The sequence below is a fragment of the Paenibacillus xylanilyticus genome, assembly GCF_047246825.1.
Lineage (GTDB): Bacteria > Bacillota > Bacilli > Paenibacillales > Paenibacillaceae > Paenibacillus > Paenibacillus xylanilyticus_B.
On the sequence record NZ_JBFOLB010000010.1, the window covers coordinates 94808 to 111532 of the forward strand.

The 16725-nt window shown below is 41.3% G+C and carries 18 protein-coding genes and 5 pseudogenes; 14 read left to right on the forward strand and 9 right to left on the reverse strand.

All coding sequences use genetic code 11. The annotated features are described in order from the left end of the window. Positions 1-168: 168 nt before the first annotated feature. Positions 169-1932 carry a sensor histidine kinase gene (locus tag AB3N00_RS29080; RefSeq protein WP_413037621.1) on the reverse strand — a complete coding sequence of 588 codons (1764 nt, stop codon included), beginning with the start codon at positions 1930-1932 and terminating at the stop codon, positions 169-171. Then, on the reverse strand, positions 1929-2657 hold the full coding sequence (locus tag AB3N00_RS29085) for a response regulator transcription factor (RefSeq protein ID WP_413037622.1): 729 nt from the start codon (positions 2655-2657) through the stop codon (positions 1929-1931). The genes AB3N00_RS29080 and AB3N00_RS29085 overlap by 4 nt, the downstream gene beginning before the upstream one ends. A 143-nt stretch (positions 2658-2800) precedes the next feature. On the opposite strand from AB3N00_RS29085, the gene AB3N00_RS29090 reads away from it, so the two are divergent. The 3 genes and pseudogenes from AB3N00_RS29090 (at position 2801) to AB3N00_RS29100 (ending at position 5551) form a co-directional block, all read left to right on the forward strand. Further along, a complete protein-coding gene (locus tag AB3N00_RS29090; protein WP_413037623.1) occupies positions 2801-4054 on the forward strand; it encodes a DUF418 domain-containing protein in 1254 nt (417 codons plus the stop codon). Between the two features lie 541 nt (positions 4055-4595). Then, a pseudogene (locus AB3N00_RS29095) lies at positions 4596-4851 on the forward strand (hypothetical protein); the annotation flags it as partial. Positions 4852-4987: 136 nt separating this feature from the next. After that, positions 4988-5551, forward strand: coding sequence for a DUF6609 family protein (locus AB3N00_RS29100; protein WP_413037624.1), 564 nt, complete (start codon positions 4988-4990; stop codon positions 5549-5551). Between the two features lie 151 nt (positions 5552-5702). Here the strand turns inward: AB3N00_RS29100 and AB3N00_RS29105 are convergent, their stop codons facing one another. Continuing rightward, entirely contained in the window at positions 5703-6200 is a 498-nt protein-coding gene (locus tag AB3N00_RS29105; RefSeq protein ID WP_110757955.1) for a hypothetical protein, read from the reverse strand. Between the two features lie 418 nt (positions 6201-6618). After that, a pseudogene (locus AB3N00_RS29110) lies at positions 6619-6746 on the reverse strand (zinc ribbon domain-containing protein); the annotation flags it as partial. A 181-nt stretch (positions 6747-6927) separates the two neighbouring features. Here AB3N00_RS29110 and AB3N00_RS29115 point away from each other — a divergent pair. Beyond that, positions 6928-8148, forward strand: a complete 1221-nt coding sequence (locus AB3N00_RS29115; RefSeq protein ID WP_413037625.1) for a TraB/GumN family protein — start codon at positions 6928-6930, stop codon at positions 8146-8148. A gap of 178 nt (positions 8149-8326) precedes the next feature. After that, positions 8327-8728, forward strand: a complete 402-nt coding sequence (locus AB3N00_RS29120) for a hypothetical protein (protein WP_413037626.1) — start codon at positions 8327-8329, stop codon at positions 8726-8728. A 452-nt stretch (positions 8729-9180) separates the two neighbouring features. Here AB3N00_RS29120 and AB3N00_RS29125 read toward each other — a convergent pair whose 3' ends face one another. Beyond that, a complete protein-coding gene (locus AB3N00_RS29125) occupies positions 9181-9321 on the reverse strand; it encodes a hypothetical protein (protein WP_413037627.1) in 141 nt (46 codons plus the stop codon). Here AB3N00_RS29125 and AB3N00_RS29130 point away from each other — a divergent pair. The 5 genes from AB3N00_RS29130 to AB3N00_RS29150 all read left to right on the forward strand — a co-directional run bounded on the left by AB3N00_RS29130 (position 9315) and on the right by AB3N00_RS29150 (position 12614). Further along, entirely contained in the window at positions 9315-9524 is a 210-nt protein-coding gene (locus AB3N00_RS29130; RefSeq protein WP_413037628.1) for a transposase, read from the forward strand. The genes AB3N00_RS29125 and AB3N00_RS29130 overlap by 7 nt on opposite strands. Beyond that, positions 9466-9645 (forward strand): IS200/IS605 family element transposase accessory protein TnpB, encoded by a 180-nt coding sequence (locus AB3N00_RS29135; protein ID WP_110757946.1) that lies wholly within the window; start codon positions 9466-9468, stop codon positions 9643-9645. Before AB3N00_RS29130 ends, AB3N00_RS29135 begins: the two co-directional genes overlap by 59 nt. Further along, complete coding sequence (locus AB3N00_RS29140) at positions 9642-9929, forward strand: hypothetical protein (protein ID WP_413037629.1); 288 nt, start codon at positions 9642-9644, stop codon at positions 9927-9929. The genes AB3N00_RS29135 and AB3N00_RS29140 overlap by 4 nt, the downstream gene beginning before the upstream one ends. 114 nt (positions 9930-10043) lie before the next feature. Then, positions 10044-10241, forward strand: coding sequence for a hypothetical protein (locus AB3N00_RS29145; protein ID WP_413037630.1), 198 nt, complete (start codon positions 10044-10046; stop codon positions 10239-10241). Between the two features lie 378 nt (positions 10242-10619). Beyond that, positions 10620-12614 (forward strand): WD40/YVTN/BNR-like repeat-containing protein, encoded by a 1995-nt coding sequence (locus tag AB3N00_RS29150; RefSeq protein WP_413037631.1) that lies wholly within the window; start codon positions 10620-10622, stop codon positions 12612-12614. A gap of 847 nt (positions 12615-13461) precedes the next feature. Here AB3N00_RS29150 and AB3N00_RS29155 read toward each other — a convergent pair. The 4 genes and pseudogenes from AB3N00_RS29155 to AB3N00_RS29170 all read right to left on the reverse strand — a co-directional run. Then, positions 13462-13767 carry a hypothetical protein gene (locus AB3N00_RS29155; RefSeq protein WP_110757935.1) on the reverse strand — a complete coding sequence of 102 codons (306 nt, stop codon included), beginning with the start codon at positions 13765-13767 and terminating at the stop codon, positions 13462-13464. A gap of 442 nt (positions 13768-14209) precedes the next feature. After that, positions 14210-14545, reverse strand: coding sequence for a hypothetical protein (locus AB3N00_RS29160; protein WP_110757933.1), 336 nt, complete (start codon positions 14543-14545; stop codon positions 14210-14212). Positions 14546-14644: 99 nt separating this feature from the next. Next, positions 14645-14941 carry a zinc ribbon domain-containing protein gene (locus AB3N00_RS29165; protein WP_413037632.1) on the reverse strand — a complete coding sequence of 99 codons (297 nt, stop codon included), beginning with the start codon at positions 14939-14941 and terminating at the stop codon, positions 14645-14647. A 143-nt stretch (positions 14942-15084) separates the two neighbouring features. Next, positions 15085-15336: pseudogene (locus AB3N00_RS29170) on the reverse strand (ran-binding protein 10); the annotation flags it as partial. Between the two features lie 71 nt (positions 15337-15407). On the opposite strand from AB3N00_RS29170, the gene AB3N00_RS29175 reads away from it, so the two are divergent. The 4 genes and pseudogenes from AB3N00_RS29175 to AB3N00_RS29190 all read left to right on the forward strand — a co-directional run. Beyond that, positions 15408-15611, forward strand: coding sequence for a kelch repeat-containing protein (locus tag AB3N00_RS29175; protein ID WP_110758138.1), 204 nt, complete (start codon positions 15408-15410; stop codon positions 15609-15611). Beyond that, the gene (locus tag AB3N00_RS29180) at positions 15583-15675 is read left to right on the forward strand and encodes a hypothetical protein (RefSeq protein WP_413037637.1); all 93 of its coding nucleotides are present in this window, start codon (positions 15583-15585) and stop codon (positions 15673-15675) included. Before AB3N00_RS29175 ends, AB3N00_RS29180 begins: the two co-directional genes overlap by 29 nt. A gap of 91 nt (positions 15676-15766) precedes the next feature. After that, positions 15767-15970: pseudogene (locus tag AB3N00_RS29185) on the forward strand (kelch repeat-containing protein); the annotation flags it as partial. Then, a pseudogene (locus AB3N00_RS29190) lies at positions 15971-16375 on the forward strand (Kelch repeat-containing protein); the annotation flags it as partial. Positions 16376-16725: the final 350 nt, after the last annotated feature.

Consider the following 16725-nt stretch of genomic DNA (forward strand, 5'->3'; position numbering starts at 1 on the left):
TAAATATAGTTTATAAACTCCAAATCAAGATAACCAAGAATATAAAAAGGAGGACTCGGTAACGTCCTCCTACTCACCAGTGTATCTACTCCAGGCAGTTATACATTCCGGCGATACTTTATAACTTCTTAAGTTTCCCCAGCTTTTCATTCCAACAACATGGCATATCTACGTCTCTATAGGGAAGGTCAGGTTAATCATTGTACCTTCATTGATACTGGACTCCACCGTAATCGTGCCATTAAGCGCGGCCACAACTGCGTAAGCGATGCTCATACCGAGTCCAACTCCATCAACTCCCGCGTCGGTGTTGGTCCCTCGGTAATAACGAGTGAAGAGGCGGGATTGTGTCTCCGCGTCCATACCTACACCATTGTCACGGACCGTAATGACGGCAAGTTTTCCTTCCCGCATAACGCTCAGTCTGATTTCCGTACCTGGAGGGTTATGCTTGACAGCGTTGGAAATCAGGTTGTCGAGCAATCGTTGGAACCACTTTGGATTCGCTAGAATACGAAGAGAAGTTGGGCTTTCTTCGAAATCAAAAGTTACATTTTGCAACGTCACATCATTAACATAGCGAAGAACGGCACGGCGAACGAATTCATTTAGTTCCAGCGGCTCCAGTTTCTCGCCAGGCGTATGATTTTTCAGTTCGAACGTAAGCGAAAAGTCCTGTAACAACTCTAACATATATGTACTCTTTTCGCGGATTGTGCTCCCAACCTCTCTCAGTTCATCCTCACTCCAGCTGAATTGTCCACTCTCTAAAAGATGACCATAACCCTGAACGGTAGTGAGCGGTGTACGCAGATCGTGCGAAATGCCGGTCATCCATTCTTCGCGAGATTGCTCGAGACGCAGGCGCTCATTACGGGCAAGAGCTAATTTATCTGCCATTTCGGAGAAGCCCGCAATTACCTCATGGTACAACTTATAGCGGGCGCGAAAGCGGCCCTTTTTGCTATAAATTTTCATACGTTCTTTCTCGGTAAAGACCTGATCGTACTCGCCCCGGCCCATTCGCTCGAAACCCCTCATGAACAGTAGCAAGGGACCGCCGTACCGGTAGCCGTGCCAAACAGCAAGACTAAGGGACAGCAGTAAAATCGCTAAGCCGATGATAACCAAAACGATGAGCATGGTACGTAATATCGGCTGGTTTGTTGGTTCGGCATCCTCTCGTGCTCGTTCAATCAGCCAGGTATATTGGGAAGCAGGATCGTAATGATAGGAGACCTGTATCTTCGATTTAGCCGGTTGCTGGTTCATTTCAATCAGAGCAAGTGCCCCGTATGTCTTGTGCTCTGAAGGAAGTCCGAAACTCTGTACAATACGGCCATTCTCGTCCAGAACAACAAGTGAAACACCGATTGATTTCGCTTTATTATCAATTGTACCAGCGGCGGATTCCGGTACCTTTCCGTTTTCAGAATACCCTTGGTACCATTCTACAAGCCTTGTTTTGTCCACATCTTTCCACCCGAGCAGATAGAGATTTCGGTCACCCAGAATCTCTTCGTATAACGTTGTGACCTGGTATTCATTCAGCCTTCTTGTATCACTAATACGTAGTAGATCAGAAGCAGAGTACTTCTCCGGCACACCTTCAGGTACATTCAGATTATACACTTCCCGACCACTTTCGTTGACAATCTGAAGCCAATACCCCTTTTGTTCAAGCTGACCCGGCCAGAAAGAAGGAAGCTCCACGCTGTCGTCTTCGATCATGGTCTCAATCGACAGCGAATCTAGCACTTCTGATGGTATGTCATTCTTCAGCTGTTCGTTCCCAATGTGATACATAATGGTAAATAAAGAAATTAATACAATGGCTAACACCAACAACCAGATGGTGAAGAACTGGACGGTAAAATGTAATCCCAATCGCCTCGCGATGCGGCTACGTTTCATTTTGGCTTTCTTTTTCATCCGTTTTCACCCTTCACAAGCTTATATCCGAGACCCCGAACGGTCAGAAGATAGCGTGGTGAGCTCGGATCCGGCTCAATGCGTTCACGTAACTTGCGGACATGGACCATAACCGTATTATCGTCGCCGAGTCCGTCAAAGCCCCAGACTGATTCGTACAGTTGGGCTTTGGAGAATACAATGTTTGGATTGCGGCACAGGAACAGCAGCAGTTGGTAAGCTTGAGCAGGGCAGGGGATGTTTCGGTCACCAACAAGCAGCTCACCAGCCCGCTCATCAAGAACGAATCCCCCGAAATCATATCGTTGACGAGGATCCGGGTTAGGCGTGGCTAAGGTTTGGAGTGTTGTTTCGGCAATTCCTCGCCTTAAGCGCGCTTTAATTCGGGCAGCAATCTCCAGGGGGTTGAACGGCTTGGTAACATAATCGTCGCCGCCTACAGCAAAGCCTGTCAGTCTATCCAGATCTGTCGTTCGAGCCGTCAAATAAATTAGATGTGCATCGGATTGTGCCCGAATCTGTGGTCCAAGCTCAAACCCAGTACGGTCAGGTAGCATAACGTCGAGCAAAATAATATCAGCGCCATATTCCAATAGAAGTCGCATTCCTTCTTCCGCATTGTCTGCTGTATAGATATACTCGAAGCCTTCCTTGCGCAGTACGAACTCGATCATCTGCACGATGGCTTTTTCGTCGTCCACGATTAGAATTTTTGCTGAATTCATTGGGAAATTCCTCCTTGTCTACATGTAGCATTAGTCATTGTACCAGAGAAACCTTAACGATGCTTAAAGGAAGAAGGTTGTTTTCATTGCCGTGTTAAGGAAACGTTAAGGAAGGCTTTAACGTTCATTTAGGACGGTGCGCTATGCTGTATACAGAGGTGATTGAATTGAGTACATACAAAAAGCGCGTTCAATTAATCGATGGACTGCGCGGATTCAGCCTAGTGGGCATTGTGCTGGCGAATATGTTGATTTTCCAATACGGTCTGTTCGGCGAGAGCGAACCGCACCTGTTTGGGATTGAGGGGGCGGACCTGGCTGTTCATTCATTTCTGCATATCACGGTAGTGGGCAGTTTCATGCCAATCTTCGCATTTATGTTCGGATTCGGGATGATTAAACTATCGGATAGCTTGAAAACACGGGAACTACGACCGAAGTGTCATCTAGCCCGCCGTTTTCTGCTTTTATTCATTATTGGGTTGCTGCATTCGACTTTTCTGTGGGAAGGGGATATCTTGACCTTTTATGGCATAACTGGTTTCTTCCTGTTATTATTCCTCAACCGGAAGCCCAAAACACTATTGATATGGGCGATCATTTTACTTACTGGTGCGGGACTGCTTGGTCTCCCAGCTTCGGATCCATCAGACCCGCTGTCTGCCACTTCTCCTGAGATGATCAATTACATTGTGCAAAGCCAGGAGGTATATGGCAACGGCAACTATACGGAGATCAAAGATTTCCGCAACAATGCCGATCCGTTTGGGGATATGGATACGAACTTTATCTTGCTCGCTATCGTGTTAGCCCCGCTTATCACGTTGCCAATGTTTCTGCTCGGTATGCGTTCCGCTAGAATCGGAACGTTTGACGATCCACAAGCCATGAGACGTACATATTATCGCCGTACCGCGTTCCTGATTCCGGTTGGACTATTAATTAAAGCATACGGCGTATTAGCTCCGCAGCTAGGTGCAGAAAGTTGGCCTGGAATCGGTATTGGATCAACACTCGGAGGTATGCTGCTTGCTTTAGGCTACATTTACGCCTTTGCACTTCTGTATACGGGAAACCGTCGTGCAGCTTTAAAGGCAAGGTTTGAGGCGGTTGGCCGTCTCTCGCTCACGAATTATCTAATGCAAAGTGTAATCTGTACGTCGATTTTCTACGGATATGGCCTTGGACTGTTTGGCCATGCCGGTGTGTTCATCGGTGCGCTTATCGCACTTGCTGTATATTGCATGCAGTTATGGCTCAGTCCAATTTATTTGAAAAAGTTCCGGTTTGGACCCGTCGAATACATTCTGCGCATCTGGACGTATCTGTCCTGGAGAGGACTGCAGAAAAAACGAAAGTCTCGGACTTCGATGGTAAGTAAGACAAACTCAGTTTAGCCTGGTTCTTGTTCGGGGACGATAGAGAAGAGAAGATATACTCTATGGGCATGTGGCACCATTGTTACATGCTATATTTTCAGCCTTCGTTCAACGAACAGGAAGGATAGTTCCAAAATAAGTGTTAGAATTGCGATGGTTTTAATAGAGAACGTGCGGTAAATAAGATTATTTACTGCATAGGATAGAGTAATCACCGTACCTCTATAAGCTAGAGAATTCGAATTATCATTATGAGTAAGAGTAACTAATGTGTGTCATACGATCGTTCTATCGACGATAAGCTCTCCGAGTTTACAATTCAAAAAAGCAATAAGGAGCCTTTCACTAGGAGGTTCCTTATTTTACAGGGTGGTTAGTAGATGACCGAGGCGTGCTAAAAAAAGAAGAAGGCTGGTTATAGAATTGAAGATAGAAGTTTTGCGCATTCATTGAAGCATGTGTCTTTTTATAGCGGTCCAAATACAATCCTGCAGTAAAGCAGAAGATGAGTATAAAGCGGACACCGTAAGCTAGTTTGAAAAGGACTGCCAATTACCCTTCCAGCAAAACATTAGTCGCAGCAGATGCCGTCTGAGGATGGTGAGCTTGCTATCGCTAATCCCCAGTATACAATGGGTCTGGAAGAGGCAATCCGCTCCATACAGCGATTGCTCAAATATGACATTGAACAGCTGATTTGCTATCATGGAGGTCCGTTTGATGGAGATGTGAAGCAAGCGCTCCAACAACTAATTTATATTAAAAGTGTTGATGGTCAGAATGCGTTAAGTAATAAGGTGACGTCAGTTCACTAATACAACAAAAGCAGCTGATCTATGTGATCAGCTGCTTTTTGTTACACTAACAGGCAGGATAGTTTAGCCAAATTGAAGAATAACTGAATGGAGCATGTGCTCCGCATAGCTCCACTATATTTTATGGGAGGTAAGTATGCTTCAAAAACTGGGATATGATCGTGAAGTTCCATTGCAATTTAACCAAAAACGGGTTTGTGGTTTGTGGTTAACCATCATCGGAAGCGTCATTATTCTATCAACGCTATTTGGGGGAATACATTATTTAAATCCTTTTATTTTTATGACAGGATATTTTGTTGGATTCTACATTTCTTTTTTTAATTCGAATGTACACCGAAGATTATCTCAGGGTCCAAGTATACCTTTTCAAGATCGGGTGGGGAATCTTGGGATCATCGCTCTTTTTATTCTTATGTTTCTAATCGCAGGTCCGTTTTTTCCTAGCATGGATTGGCGAATGATCTGGCTTGGGGCATTTCTTGCAACGGGTGTTCATTTCTTTATATTTTATTATGTTCACGGGAGGTCCATGATTATCCTAGGAACGGTTTGCACAGTAATCGCTATAGGCGGAATGTTGTTTCAGCATGTACCCTTTCTTTACTTCGGATTTCTTGATGGAGCCATCAAGTTAGGAATTGGACTATTTTTACTGTTTTATTCTAGGCCGTCGGTTAGTGGGGGCACAGGTTCCTGACAGTATAACCCAACTATAAAGCACATGTGTAAATGAAGGATTCTGTTAAGTCAACGCGAATTGACAATAGTTAAAATAAGAATCCACTTTGATGGAACTAAAATGGATTCTTTTCGTTTTTCATGACTTTCTGCTGTATATCACTGTAACCTCATAAATGATTATATGTAGCATAACTTTGAACTTTACTTTTAAATTCATCTATCTCAAAATAGGGGGTCAACCCATTTTCCAATAACACATTATTCAACTTTTTAAGCTCTTTCATGAGTTTTTCTGCAAAAAGCAATACATTTATCTTTGAAAAAGTAAACTTTTGAACAGGCCTTTGCTCTGTTTTCCAAATTACAATATCTTTCTTATACATGACATTGATATAAAACCCACCACACTCGAAGTTCCCACAAGAACAAGTATACATTGGGACTTCCCCTTGTTTGGCAAGTGAATTAAAGAACTCATCAATCACAAAAACTTCTTCTTCGTCTTGATTTATCTTTCGATTATTGGCATAAACAACCACATTCCAATGAACAACAGGGGCCAGAATTCTCTTATGTTTTGACACGTTTTTATATTCTTCGGTTACATTGATGGTAAAATCAAAACGGAGTTTATCGAGTCTTTGATGATCTTTATCTTCCCACATATGTCTACCTCCCCAGATGATCCATAAGAGTATCTTACTAATTGTTTCAGAAATTATTTCAAGAAAAGACATGAACATGTCAGTTGCCTACATCCCACCGATCATCTTTATCAAACTTATCGTCACGCACAATAGTATTCGAGTGTGACGATTTCTAGATGAATCACAGCAAGAGCACTACATATCATATCATTGGAAAATGATAACACATCTTGTATCTATTTGAAAACTTCCTTCTCGGTGCGTGAACTACCCCGACTTTTAGAAGTCGGAGCTTCTCGGGAAGAACCCATAGTTGACCCGGATGGCATACATTCAAGCAGCGGTTAGATTTATCGGCCAAGCGACCCCCACAGTTCCTGCAGTTCGGTGTTTCTTGTACGGAGGCAGTTAGACTTATTTGGCGCAGGACCTCAACTCAAATATTCAAGCTTGCGTTGACGTCCCGGTCATGATGGACACCGCAGCTGGGGCAGCTCCACTCCCGGATATGTGGCTCTTACCATCCTGATGTCCACAAATGGAACAGATCTGGATGGAAGGGAACCAACGTCCTCTTTCATACTTCGTAGGCAGCCAGTCAAGAGACTAGTTGTTAGGAATGGCCGAAGAAAACTTTTTAAAAAAAGATCATTGGTAGGGAAAATATGGAACCTATTCCAGTCAGCATGCGTATTATTAATGTACGTTCATTCTATGAACTATATATAAAAGGAGAATACATAATATGAAAAACTGGAAACACATGCTCTTGTCTCTCACCATCTCAGTAGGTTTGCTAGCTTCAGCAGCGCCGGCCCTGGCTGCACCTCAAGAAGAGACATCCATTAAAGTCAATGACCAGGCAGTAGAGTATACTGCAGGGTCACCAATTAATAATAAGGGAACAACATTGGTTCCGCTTCGCTCTACGCTGGATGCGATGGACGTAAAACTGAAGACTGCGATAGATGATACGATTACGGTCGTCGTGGATGGAAAAACGATTACTCTTAAAAACAAGCTAACACGTATTAACGGTGTAACGTATGCACCCATCCGTATCATTGGAGACGCAACAGGTTACGAAGTAAACTGGGATGCGAAGACACGTACCGTGCTGCTCGTCTCCAAAGGAACGGAAACGGCTGCACAAACGGGTGGCCGCGGCTTTATGTGGGAAGTGGAGAGCAACGGAAACACCGTATACTTAGTTGGATCCATGCATCTTGCTGACGATAGTTTTTACCCCTTGCGCGAGGAGTTTGAAGAAGCTTTTGCTGAAGCGGATTACTTGGGCGTAGAGCTGGACGTTAGTAAAGCAACAGACGAAGCACAACAACAGTTAATCCTGGATCTGGGATCCTACAAAGATGGATCGACACTGAAGGATCATATTTCAAGCGAGACATATGCCAAGCTAGGGGAGATTTTGAAGAAAAACGGGTTGGAGCCTGATGTGCTGGATGAATTCAAGCCTTGGGTTGTAGAAAATACCCTCGCCAGCCTCAAGACGACGCCTGCTGGATATGAAGCTACGGCAGGAGTGGATCTGTATTTTGTTCAAAAGGCTATCGAACGAAAAATTCCAGTAATTGAACTAGAATCTTACGAGTTACAACTAAACATGTTCAATAATTTCTCTAAAGAGCTTCAAGAAGAAAATCTGAATGCAACACTGGAGAACTTTGATGTACTGGATGATGGTATGAACCAATTGGCAGAGATGTGGAAAACAGGAAACGACGAGCAGTTGTTAGAATTCACAAATAACTACACAGATAACGAAGAGTACAACAAAGCCATGCTAGTCGACCGAAACATCGGCATGGCTGACAAGATCGATGGATATTTGAAGAGTGATAAAAAAGAAGAGTACTTTATTGTGATAGGTGCTGCTCACTACTTAGGGGAGCATGGGATTGTGAAGTTGCTTGAGGATAAAGGATACTCTGTGGAACGGAAATAGTTCAGTATCTGACTGAAGCAAGAAATACTTCCGTTATAATTGATCTAATAATGAAAATATAATTAAATGTATGCGCAACACGAAAAGGTCGAGATGTAAATCTCGACTTTTTCATGTTTACCACGCTAGTATATTATTTGAAAATGAATAATAAGGGATAAAGAAGGATGCAAAGAACATGACAAGTTATGAATCTATTAAATCATCAATAGCGTTAGATTTTAAGGAATATATGGAACAAGAAGGGTTAAATGTGTCACAAGTTTCAGCCAAAACGTTGGAAGAAGATTGGAGAGTAGTCAACGATAGTTCGTTTACAAGAACTTTATATATTATTACTATTGCTCTAGAGAGTTTGAAGTATAAAGAGATTGCGGATTTTATACATGCTAGACTGGATCGGTATACAAGAAATATGACATTTGGAGAACATATAGACAACAATGACATAGAAAAGCTATTGCAAGACATTGAGACCTGTAAACTGCTGATTAATCGCACGGATAAATACAAAATTAGAGAAACAACAAATTCTACCAAATCCAGGGTAGAATACATCTTAGGTTTGAGCGTTGATTAATACCTAATGTAATGTACACCATTGTGAGAATCAAATCCGCAGAAGATGATTTTTTCATTTTTTCTAAAGTACTACTTGAGGATATCCGTATTACACTGGTAACACAAAGGCTCGTAAATATTGAAACAAGTGTAGTACCGGGGCGATTATGGTCCATATCCACGTTTGGCCTGTTTTGTGTTATCTATGTCTTTTTATGATTATCCAAAAAAGCAGAAAAACCTATTATCACGAAATTATAATTGAATTATAATTGAAACAGTAAATGAGAACCCTTCCTATCCCTATTACAGATATGTCCTTCTTTAGAGGATAGAGAATACACAAATAAGATACGGACTGATTCATAACGTGTTCATTAAGTATAATCGTACTCTGATCCTATTCGTACCAGCTATTTGTATGGATATCAAACGAAGACAAAATTGCTAAAATATCGTATAGTTATTCTACTAATTCAGCCATGTTAGCGGCATTTTCAAGACAGCGTCAGGGAAATATTTCGCTTCCTTGTTGGTTGAAACCGAGATTGAACCTTTGCCACGAAGCGAAAACAAGATCGGCGTCGATCTGGGACTCAAAGACTTTGCCATCGGGTGATTTAATTACCTATTTTAAACACCTTCGTCGTTCGGAAAAACGTTTAGCTAGGCTACAAAGAGAACTGTCCAGGAAACAGAAAGGTAGCCGAAATCGGGACAAAACACGTCTAAAGGTTGCTCGACACCACGAGAAAAATGGCAAACCAGAGAAAGGACTTTTTACACAACGTGTCGACCCGGATGATTCGCGATAACCAAGTAATCGTCATGGAGGACCTACGTGTGAAGAATATGATGCAAAACCAGAAGCCCGAGAAATCGCTTTATTTAGAGGATAGTGCAGACAGAGCATGTAATTTAAGGAGGAAGCAATGAAATATTCCCCAATGACAGATATCGTGAAAAAATTCAGTAATAATCAGAGGTTCTCGTATCATGTTGTGGTGAACATATATACTCGCCAGGATGATCACGATGATTATATAAACAAAAATGTTCGTATTGGTTCAAATGAGATATTAAGTAAGGATGAACTCACAGAAAGAGCAGCCCATGTCGTATCAGGGCTTATTGACTCTCAAGCGGAATTTAAGGATTGCGAACAAGTACAAATCGTAGGAATTGCTTTTGCTGGAGCCTATGACCGTGATTTAAAATAAGTAAGATTTAAAGAAGTTAGATAATGTTCTGTTCTCACGAATAAAAAGTTGGCCATATCCTTATAAATTTTCGTAGAGTAGTAAACGGCATATTCAAAGGAGGGAAATGTTGCTATGGATAAGCATTTTGTGTTGTCTTTCTCTGTGGGAGTAGGATCACTAGCGATGCTCGTTCTTAATCTTGTTTTCTTCGGAAATAGTGTTGCCACATTGCTGTTAGGAACATCTATAGCATTCAACTTCGCAACAATGGTAAAGTACTACCCCAAAGATTTCAAGGTAGCCATGAAAAAGGTGTTTTGGAGAGAGTAGACAATTTAATGATGGTAAACGATATCCGTATTCTCAGAAGGACAAATATATAAATTAGTATATTGTAATTTACATAACAAAATGAACCTAAGGGGGTGAACCATCTTTATTGTTGGATAGGGGTTCACTAGCTCCTAGCTCTCACTGTTTTATACTGTAAATCCACAACCAACTGAGGTTGTGGATTTTCGCGTTTAAGTGATATGTGAACTTTTTGATTCCGGGAGGGGGTCCCTGGAAGGATAACAGCTCAATATAATAGGTCCTAAGAGTTGGAATTTTATTATTATAGGTATAAAGACCCATTACATTTTGTGGAAAAGAAAGTAAGATGAAGAATGATTTCAACAACAAGGCTTTTAACAACAGGAGGAGAACATGAGAAGAAAAAGCACATTTTTATGGGTAGTTTGTTTGTCGTTGTCGTTATTATTTTTGGTTCACCCCGTAGGTTCGGTCGATGCGAACGCCGAAGATAAGACAATTGACTCGATTACACTAAAGGAAATGCCCATCTCGATTGGTGAAGGGTGGACTGTCGACAAAAGTTATAGTTCTAACGCACCATATGCATTGACTAAGGGAAAGAACGAATACATAGCCGTAGGTGCCTACGGTTCGGTGATAAAATCAAAGGACGGAATCACTTGGAAAGCTCTATCGAAGTTCGGAGGATATCATTTAACCGCTATTGATTGGGATGGATCCAAATATGTGATGTTTGGTTCCAATACGGAATATTCCTTTACTCTTTACAAGAAACCTTCCGAAGGATTTATTTCAACAGACGGGTTAACGTGGACGAAAATCAACTTTAACCCGGGAGAAACGATCCATCAGTTGGTTTGGGGGAATGGCGGCTTTGTCGCCTTGGGGGAAAAGCATATATTCACGTCGGTAGATGGGGAAAACTGGACAACCTCGCGTTCATTGTATAACGAGTATGGGGCGAACTCTCTGAAGTATGTAAATGGGACTTACTTTATAACCAGTATCTATGATGATAAATTCGTGCTGATTTCGAAGGATGGGCAGAATTGGTCCGCCAAAAAATACAACGAGTCTGCAGCTATTCGGGACATTGCCTGGACGGGAAAACAATACATTGGGGTCGGTAACGGAATTTATACGTCCGCTGACGGGTTCACATGGAAGAAGCAATCTAAATCCCCAAGCGGCGCAGAACTATCGACCATTGTATACGGCCACAACAAGTACATTGTGACAGGTGCAACCAATCAAAAATCAGGTATCAATAAAAATATCGCTTATACCTCAAAAGACGGCGTGAATTGGAAGAAAACTGATCTTTCATATCTTTATACCAATATCTATATCATCTATCCGGTGGCTAACGGATTTGCCGGGATTGGATCAAACGATCGACAGGACGCACCCGACAGCACATATTCCATATATACGAAGGACGGTACTGCGTGGAGTTACCGGATAGTTGGCTCTCACACGGGAGGCGAGCTAAGTGGTCTTGCCACAAACGGGAAAAGAACCGTGGCTGTTGGCATGAACGGTACCGTCATATATACCGATAACGGTACTACATGGCGTAGCAGTAACCCGTTTGCCTACCGGGAAAAACTGGGTAGACCGAATTTGTACGATGTGGTTTGGGGTGCGAATAAATTTGTCGCTGCAGGCCATAACGGGATTTACTATTCGGGGGATGGGTACACCTGGAAGAAAGCAAGTGTACCTTTCAAAGACGAATACGGCCAATTGCGAAAGATCTTATGGACAGGCAAATTTTTTGTAGCTTCAGATCAAACTTATGGTACCTATACGTCTAAAGATGGTCTTAAATGGACCCGGATCCCCAACGTCAGCGACAATTGGCTGACCTCGATGATTTGGGACGGCAATCGGCTGCTCGCCACCTTCCGCGTGCACAATTTCAATACCGGCGTCGGTACGACGAAACTCATGCAGACCACGGATGGCGTTCATTGGAAGTTTGTGAAGACAATAGATTTGGATCAAGCACATCTGGCCTGGAATGGTAGCTCCTATGTTGCGGCAGATCAAAGCAACTCTCTGAAGACATGGGTATCGAAAGATGGGTTAAACTGGACGAAGAAAAAGACGACGTTTACGAAAGGCGATTTTACCGGATTCGACTTCCTGACCTCTTTTGACGGAAACTTTTTTGCTATGGCTACGAGCTATGGGGAGAACAACGGTTCGAATACGTACTATCTGTCTAAAGACGGAGTGCAGTGGAAAGAGACCGCTGTTCCTTCGAAAAATCAAGGTTTAAGCAGTGTCGGTATACAAAGGATGCAGGACGGCATCAAAATGTACGGGAAATTTATATTTGTTGGCGGATATGGCGAAATTATGTATGCAAGAAAACTGTAGCTTTGGAAGTTGATATCTGGAGGAGAATTTGAAAAGAAAAAACGGTATTTGTGTTCATAATCCTGTCAAGTAGACAGGTAAGATTTAAGCTGCGACCGTTTTCCGGTATTCTACCGGGAAACGGTCGTTTAGTTTATTCAAGCTTCGTTTCTTCTAAGCATTACTTGATCTCTTCAAGTTTAAACGACTAAAGGAATAGTAAGTGTTCTAACAAACGGAGAACAGTAGCTTTATTGAACTAAGAAGGTCGTCGTTCAACATGACTAATTAACTTCCCTGAATCAGTCTTCCACAAACGCGTAACCTCCAGTACATCGCCAAGTAACGTATAGTACTATTTATGGCTTTTGAAATATAAAGTCAATGTAGATTCAGTTTATTTTTTCATTCACATTCAACTACCAACAATGAAGCTTGTACATAAGCAAAGCCGCTGCTCTCATTGGAGTATGCGGCTTATTATATATGAATAGAATGAACGAGCCTAAGAACATCTAGCATTTTGTGGTTAGATTGTATCGACCTGAATTTGGGAAGGGCTGAGCTGGATTTTATGGGCTGAAGCCTAATAAGGAGGACAAACCAGTATCACAGGGAAGAGACATTAACAAGCCAAGTAAGTGGGCAGAGGCGGCATGGGAAGAGGTTACACCCAATGGGTATTTTGACGGAAAACGTCCAGGGGAAACGATAACGAGGGAAGAAGCTGCATTCGTGATGAACCGGCTAAGGAAAAATTTCCTAAAGTTGATTGCAGGTGTGGATGGAGATATAAAAGAGTTGGATGAACGACTCCTAGAAATTGAAGGGGAAAAACGAAATTAATCAAAGTTGATAAGATATGAGTTTAATGACGCCTAGCTTTGGATAAGGCATTTAATAATTCTTCCATAGAAATCCCTTCTTTTATGAGCATATAGAAACCTGCTGCAGAAAGTAAAAATAAAGGAAAAGAAACTGTAAAAGACATTATCAAGTCCCCAAAACCAAGGTCTTCTTCTTCTTGAGTTTTAGAACGAAAAAAAATCCTCATAAAATTATAACGGATGCATTCCAGGAAAATTCTAAAGTACAAATAAGCTATATGCAGAAGGAGCAAAAGCAAACTACTAATAATTATGTATGCAGCAATATTGAGAAAGGTATCTAACATATTATCCTCCAAATTCAAATGAGCACATTTAGTCTAACAGAACTAGGAAAATGTTTCTATATATATTTGAAACTATTTACAAAAATGTCGAATTGGGTTTTTATATAACTATAATCCGAAAGCATCGGTAAAAAGTGCACTGCAGGCATAAAGCTGGCAGTACACTTTTTGTTTTACCAATATAATATAGTAAGGTGATCATATGAACCGTACACACAAAGTACTATCTACAGAAATGGATTTCCTTACAGAAGCCTTAAGTCAGGTCCGCGTATCCGTATGGCACGTCCAGGATGATCGAGAAACGCTCATGGATTACGGTGGGACCAATTGAAGAGTCTAGTCCTCTGTCCATTTAAATCATGGGCGGGAGATACTTTCGAGAGCAGTATGAATTTCGGGTACAAAAATAGGAGCGACCATAGCGGTTACTCCTATTGTTTTAGTCATTTAAGAAGAAAAAAATATTTTCGTAAAATTCTTGTGTCATGCCTAATCCACCAGGGATCATCATGCAACCAAAAATAAAACAATAAAATATGGAGTTTGACAAAGGATCTGTTCGTTTGAAGCGTAGACCACACCATTCACAGCAGCGAGCATCATGCGGGACTTTATTTCCACACTCATTACACTTCAAGTAATGACCTTTTTTAAAGATCTTTATCTTAGTGTTAATAAATGACCTGTAGAAAAGTGCTCCTCCTCCAACAAAAAACAATAAAATCACACCAACCACAGTTAGCCATCCGAAGACTTTTAACAAGTAGTCAAGCATTCTATTCCTCCAAATATGCACCTAATTCAATTCGTTTTAATAAGCTTGCGGCTATAGTTCTTTTAATACTCCAAAATATTATCATAGTTAGGTTCCTTCTTACTTTGTTAAAAACTCCTCAATAAAGAGCTCAATAAATTTCAATCCTATTACCGAAAACATTATTCCAGCTATAATGCAGCCAGTAATTGATTCATAGGCAGCTGATGACCGATAACTCTCTCCGCAGTGTGGGCAAATAATTGCAGTGGAAGAGATGCTATGTCCACATGCTTCACAAGGTTTCATTTTTAATGATCGCTTAGTTATTTTCAAGTAAATATTTTTGAACATGAGAATCCAAGCTAACAAGCCTAATAGTAAAAAAAATAAAGTGACTATACCTAAAACAAACATTTCTAAATTAAATTGAGGTATTTAAGCATGGTTAATTCTCCCAGTATATAATTAATCCAGAATAGTCTATCAGACCTATGTGGTTATTTCCATATATTTCTGTTAGAAAAAAGACCCCGTGCAATAAGCACAGAGCCGTGTAATTAGTTGGTCGTATATTCACTTACTTCGAACGTTAAAATCGTATCGAAGATTACGTAATCTGTACGCTTACTGAATGGACCTTTGTTGTTGCTATACTTGTTGATGGCAAACTTAGCTGGTCCTGATCCTGCATCACGAGCATCGTACCAGTTAAGGAATGCATTTACATCGCTCATTGGAAGGTCGTATTCTTTCTCCAAGCCAGTAACAACAAGGATAGCGCGATCGCCTGAAGATTGTTCAGGGTTATCCGAACTGACTAATTCTGATAATTCAGATTCATTACCACTGCAGATATCTATATCATATCATTCACATCTAGATTTCTGCTGCTGTATATGGTGAGAAATTTTATGTAATTGGAGGATATTGCGATAGTAATGGTAGTAAGTATAGGACTAACAAGGTAGAAGTATACAATACTCTCACAGATAGTTGGGAGACAGTTTCATGCCTGTCGATAGCTAGAGCTTGGTCGGGTGGCACAGTTTTAAATGATGATTTACGTGATTGGTGGAGGAGTTAATAGTTCGATAATTGTATCAACTGTAGAACGTTATCATATTACTAATGAAAGTGGACTACATTAAGGAATTTCCCAATAGCTGTAAATGGGATGAATGCTGCATAGTTAAAGGAAAAATGTATGCTTATGGGAGAGGAACCGGTTTCGCTAGTGTGATGTCGGGAGCAATATACGAGTATAGTGTGGCTGATGACACATGGATAAAAAGAAACAGCTTTAAAACAGCTACTACTTCAGCAGTATCAACAGTTCATAATGGAGAAATTTATGTACTTGGTGGGCTTAATAATACTAATTCACAATCACGAGTAGAAGTATATAATCTCGACACCAACGAAGTTAGATCATTCACAGATTTAACTTCCCCAAGAAATCAGAGTGTCGCGGTAACTGTCAATGGAGAGATTTTCATTATTGGTGGTAACAATGGAAGTAGTACTTTAATGACAGTCGAGAAATATTCATTTCAGAATGATGCACCCGAACCCACAGACCCACCAACGACATCTGATCCTGATCCTGAACAACCTACTGGAAATCGTGCGATTCTCGTCGTGACCATGACCACCGGTCTTGAGAAAGAATTTGACTTGAGCCTGCAGGAAGTAAATGACTTCATTAATTGGTACGAAGCAAAACAAGCAGGAGGTGGAAAGGCATTATACGCCATCGATAAGCATGATAACAACAAAGGGCCGTTCAAGAGCCGTAAAGATTATATCCTGTATGACCGAGTGCTGACGTTTGAGGTAAGTGAATATTAAGCAACAAAAAAAGCTCCTCAAGTATTAATGGGAGCTTTTTTTCATTACACGATAAAACGTTCAAACACCGGAGTGCGTAATAAACCCGATTTCGTCCAATTCCTCATCTTAACCCTTGCTTGTATCCTCGGTTCCAGGTAAACATGATTCTTATCCTCGCCTGTAACGATCTGCTGGCACACTCCGCGAAAGGCCTGCTTGTGTTTCGGGCTCGGGCCATGTTCAATAATCCCTGCAGGTTTGAGTTTTCCAGATGTGCCTGAGACGGAAGCCAGCCACCGGGAATATATAATGTTTATCTCCTAAAATAAATGTGATATATTAGATGCTGTCTAAATATTTTAAATATC

Bases quoted from the DNA above. Each gene is read 5' to 3' on its own strand.
- AB3N00_RS29080 (WP_413037621.1), bottom strand. From the start codon at position 1,932: ATGAAAAAGAAAGCCAAAATGAAACGTAGCCGCATCGCGAGGCGATTG.
- AB3N00_RS29085 (WP_413037622.1), bottom strand. From the start codon at position 2,657: ATGAATTCAGCAAAAATTCTAATCGTGGACGACGAAAAAGCCATCGTG.
- AB3N00_RS29090 (WP_413037623.1), top strand. From the start codon at position 2,801: ATGCTGTATACAGAGGTGATTGAATTGAGTACATACAAAAAGCGCGTT.
- AB3N00_RS29100 (WP_413037624.1), top strand. From the start codon at position 4,988: ATGCTTCAAAAACTGGGATATGATCGTGAAGTTCCATTGCAATTTAAC.
- AB3N00_RS29105 (WP_110757955.1), bottom strand. From the start codon at position 6,200: ATGTGGGAAGATAAAGATCATCAAAGACTCGATAAACTCCGTTTTGAT.
- AB3N00_RS29115 (WP_413037625.1), top strand. From the start codon at position 6,928: ATGAAAAACTGGAAACACATGCTCTTGTCTCTCACCATCTCAGTAGGT.
- AB3N00_RS29120 (WP_413037626.1), top strand. From the start codon at position 8,327: ATGACAAGTTATGAATCTATTAAATCATCAATAGCGTTAGATTTTAAG.
- AB3N00_RS29125 (WP_413037627.1), bottom strand. From the start codon at position 9,321: ATGGCAAAGTCTTTGAGTCCCAGATCGACGCCGATCTTGTTTTCGCTT.
- AB3N00_RS29135 (WP_110757946.1), top strand. From the start codon at position 9,466: ATGGCAAACCAGAGAAAGGACTTTTTACACAACGTGTCGACCCGGATG.
- AB3N00_RS29140 (WP_413037629.1), top strand. From the start codon at position 9,642: ATGAAATATTCCCCAATGACAGATATCGTGAAAAAATTCAGTAATAAT.
- AB3N00_RS29145 (WP_413037630.1), top strand. From the start codon at position 10,044: ATGGATAAGCATTTTGTGTTGTCTTTCTCTGTGGGAGTAGGATCACTA.
- AB3N00_RS29150 (WP_413037631.1), top strand. From the start codon at position 10,620: ATGAGAAGAAAAAGCACATTTTTATGGGTAGTTTGTTTGTCGTTGTCG.
- AB3N00_RS29155 (WP_110757935.1), bottom strand. From the start codon at position 13,767: ATGTTAGATACCTTTCTCAATATTGCTGCATACATAATTATTAGTAGT.
- AB3N00_RS29160 (WP_110757933.1), bottom strand. From the start codon at position 14,545: ATGCTTGACTACTTGTTAAAAGTCTTCGGATGGCTAACTGTGGTTGGT.
- AB3N00_RS29165 (WP_413037632.1), bottom strand. From the start codon at position 14,941: ATGTTTGTTTTAGGTATAGTCACTTTATTTTTTTTACTATTAGGCTTG.
- AB3N00_RS29180 (WP_413037637.1), top strand. From the start codon at position 15,583: ATGATTTACGTGATTGGTGGAGGAGTTAATAGTTCGATAATTGTATCA.